Origin of the sequence: Telluria antibiotica (assembly GCF_011682055.1) — a bacterium.
GTDB classification, from domain to species: Bacteria; Pseudomonadota; Gammaproteobacteria; order Burkholderiales; family Burkholderiaceae_D; genus Telluria; species Telluria antibiotica.
On sequence record NZ_JAAQOM010000043.1, the window covers coordinates 1 to 1,556 of the forward strand.

Annotated in this window: 1 protein-coding gene; it reads left to right on the forward strand. The window is 61.4% G+C overall.

Annotation, left to right across the window (positions count from 1 at the left end):
- Positions 1 to 256 precede the first annotated feature (256 nt).
- Positions 257 to 1,477, forward strand: a complete 1,221-nt coding sequence (locus tag HAV22_RS30725; RefSeq protein ID WP_166865627.1) for an IS110 family RNA-guided transposase — start codon at positions 257 to 259, stop codon at positions 1,475 to 1,477.
- Positions 1,478 to 1,556 lie beyond the last annotated feature (79 nt).

Sequence of the window (1,556 nt, forward strand, 5' to 3'; positions counted from 1 at the left end):
CACCCTAACGGTCATTGCAGAGCGGCCGCCCCGGGGCATGAAAGAATACAGGGTGGAAGGCTGGCGATAGAGGTCGAGCATTAATCGTGGAGGTAAATCCCCGACCCTAACGTGATCCGCAGAACTGATCCGCACCCCGGCATGCATCCTAGAGAGCGAACGTTAAGAAGGCCGCTGGCGACTTGTCGCCTTCAGGCTCCTTCAGTTCCAGCATCGCCGCCTTCCACTGTTTAACTCTACCGCAAACGGAGGACAGATGGAATTGACGACGCTGTTCAAGCGAGTCATCGGGCTGGACGTTCACCAGGCCCAAATCACCGCCTGCGCCATCATCGAGGATGAGCATGGCAACCGCCACGTTGAACAACGCCAGTTTGGCACCTTCAAGCGCGACCGCAAGGCGCTGGCCGAATGGGCCGCGGCGCTCAACCCGGATCTCGTGGTCATGGAAAGTACCGGGATCTACTGGAAGAGTCCATACGCCGCGTTGGAGGCGGCGGGGGTGCGCACGCTGGTGGTCAACGCCAAACATGTCAAGAACGTGCCCGGCCGCAAGACCGACATCGGCGACGCGCAATGGCTGGCCACGCTGGCACGGGCGGGCCTGCTGCGCAACTCTTTCATTCCCCCGTCGCAGTTGCGCGAACTGCGCCTGATTTCGCGCCAGCGCCAGAAACTGGTGGGGCAGCTGGCGGCTGAAAAGAACCGCCTGCACAAAGTGCTCACCGATGGCGGCATCCGACTGGGTGTCGTGGTCAGCGACGTACACGGCGCGGCGGCGCGCAGGATGGTTAAAGCCCTCATCGACGGCAAGAGCGTGCCGGAGGTGTTGGAACTGGCCAGCAAACGCTTCAAGGCCAGCTGGGAAGAACTGTTCGACGCCGTGCAGGGGGAATTGACACCGAGTCACCGCTTCGTGCTCGATGAATTGATGCGGCACATCGAAGAAATCGAGGCGCGTATCGCCCGCTTCGATGCCAGGCTGCTGTCCGGAATGGACGAGCAGCGCAATGCGCTCGCGCTGTTGCAGACCCTGCCCGGCGTGGACCTGATCGGCGCGGCCATGCTGCTCGTTGAAATTGGCACCGACATGGATGCCTTCGGCAGCCCCGACAGGTTGGCCTCATGGGCCGGCGTCTGTCCAGGCAACAACGAGTCCGCCGGCAAACGCAAGTCCGGCCGGGCCGGCAAAGGCAACCCCTACGTGCGTCGTCTGTTATGCGAATTCGCCCACTCGGCCCGGCGCACCACCTGCGTCTTCAAATCGAAATTCGAAGCCCTGCATATCCGCCGCGGACACAAGCGGGCCATCATCGCCATCGCGCACAAACTCCTGCGCACCGTGTTCTTCATGCTCAAGCGTGGCCAGTGTTACCGGGATAGCGCCACCGATTACGAAGCCCTCGCGGTCAAACGCAACGCACCTCGCTGGATCAAGGCTCTCAAGAAATTCGGTCTGATCGACCAACCTGCCTGAGTCGCGAGCTGCACAATTTTTGATGGCCTACCCCGGCCAGGCATCCGCACGTCTTTTGGATACGTTCTTTCACGTTACG